1 protein-coding gene is annotated in these 1,369 nt (G+C 44.8%); it reads left to right on the top strand.

Annotation, left to right across the window (positions count from 1 at the left end; all coding sequences use genetic code 11):
- The coding region (locus JCM12308_RS28155) for an FG-GAP-like repeat-containing protein (protein WP_174519231.1) at positions 1 to 1,369 on the top strand (1,369 nt) is incomplete at both ends.

Raw genomic sequence — 1,369 nt, 5'->3', positions numbered from 1 at the left:
TGGTCTTGTCAAAAGCGGATCCAAGCTGCCCCCTTACCAGTTCACATACAAGCATAATGTCTTTGATCAGAAGAAGATTTCTTTTCAGATTCAAAAAGAAGAACTCTTCGCTGCATTAATCGATGACTTCGATGGTAACAGAGTTATTGAGCAAATAGGCTGGGATACTATAAAGAAAAAAGAGGGTCGCGATGAATACAGCTACACTTGCGAACCAAAACCTATAGCTAATACTCCAAGCAATGAAGCATTAATAAAAAACAGCTGCCAATACTATTTGGATAAGATATGGACCACGCAGCGTAGGAGTGATCTAAATAAATACAAAAAACAATTGTTTTTCTACGATTATGAAGTTTGCCGAGAAAATAGCCGCGGCCGTGAACGCTGCCATCGATACTCCAATACTGGAGAGTTATTTGAAAAAACTTCAAGAATTGCTGACTTTGATGGTGATGGCAAAGAAGATGTAATTTCAGATAATAAGCAAGAGTTCACTAAAGCAATAGATCAAACTTGGTCTAATATTAAAGGTAGTAAGATATTTGATGTTAACGGTGATGGCAGAGCTGATCTCGGCGAGTTAGATGCAAAGTATCTTTACACTCGAATTTCTAATGGAACGTCTGGATTTATTTCATTGCCGCGGACTCGCATGTATAGCGGATTGATATTTGGCGATTTTAACGGAGATGGCTTAACTGATCTTTTCTATTCTAAAGGGGAGCATGATCGGCAGATCTATTTTAGTTCAGGCTTGAAGTTTATTGCAGGTCCAGTAATCCACTCATCTTCGTTAGGGGATATTTTATCGGATTCCGTCTTGGTTGCAGATGTGAATGGTGACGGACGGGCCGACTACATCGGCAATCGAAAACGGGATCACACTCGCTTGTTTTTGATGCGTGGCGATACGCTCTTTCACTATCATACAGAAGGCCACGGAGACCTCATTCGTGATTATCCAACAGCAATTATGGCTGATGCAGATGGGGATGGTTTTATTGATTTTATTACTCATGGCAAGAAAATAACCGCCGGCTTTGATGGTCGTGCGACAAAACTCATCAGCGAACGCCCGGATATGCTGGTTGGCGTGGTGTTGCCTTCAGGCGGGCAGCTCTCAGCCAGCTACACCACCTATGGCGGGGATCCTGAGGATGAGCGCTGGTTCCCACCTGTCCTGACCGTCCTGGCCGCCCTGACAGAAAAGCCCAACTCTTCTCAAGCCTTCACCACACGCTTTGCTTACTCTGGCGGGCGCTGGGACTTTGACAACCGGCGCTTTGCCGGCTTTAAACAGATCATAACCACGTTGCCAAAGCTGGCAGGGGAGACAAAGGCACCAACCGTTGAGACCACCTACCGC

This window comes from Pseudovibrio denitrificans JCM 12308, assembly GCF_001310815.1.
In the GTDB taxonomy this organism is placed as follows: Bacteria; Pseudomonadota; Alphaproteobacteria; order Rhizobiales; family Stappiaceae; genus Pseudovibrio; species Pseudovibrio denitrificans.
This window is presented reverse-complemented; position numbering and strand designations above follow the sequence as displayed.